The sequence below is a fragment of the Variovorax sp. 22077 genome, assembly GCF_052044195.1.
Lineage (GTDB): Bacteria > Pseudomonadota > Gammaproteobacteria > Burkholderiales > Burkholderiaceae_C > Variovorax > Variovorax atrisoli.
In genome coordinates this window covers 1-424 of sequence record NZ_JBQEQC010000112.1, presented here as the reverse complement: position 1 = coordinate 424, position 424 = coordinate 1, and the positions used below count along the sequence as shown (strand labels likewise).

Genomic DNA, 424 nt, shown 5'->3' with positions numbered 1-424 from the left:
ACCAGGAAGTCCAGCGTCGTGTGGTCCAGCACCATGTGGTGGCTGGGCAGCTGCAGCAGCCAGCGACCCTGGGCCGGGTCGTGCGCTGCGATCGCATGAATCATCGGAGCTTGTTGCACGTCGATGCGGTAGTGCGCGGGGTCGACGTGGGCCTGAAGCTGGGCGGGGACGTCTGCTGCATTCGATCCGTCTTCTTCGAGCCACTGCAGCTCGAGCTTGGCATGCCGCTGCACCACCTGCACCGGCTCCTTCAGCCCCTCCCACAGCACCGCCGTGCGCAGGATGTCGTGCCGCTCGATCACGCGGTTGAAGCTTTGCACGAACCCCTCCAGCCGTTCCCGGCTGTCGAACCCCAGCGCGTGCGAGGTGATGTACGCATCCCCTTGCGTCTGCAGCAGGTGGTGGAACAGCATCCCCTCCTGCA

At 65.6% G+C, this 424-nt stretch carries 1 protein-coding gene; it reads right to left on the bottom strand.

Annotated elements, in window-relative coordinates:
• The coding region (locus tag ACTJLF_RS34730; RefSeq protein WP_440884918.1) for a condensation domain-containing protein at positions 1-413 on the bottom strand (413 nt) is incomplete at its 3' end.
• Between the last annotated feature and the right edge of the window lie 11 nt (positions 414-424).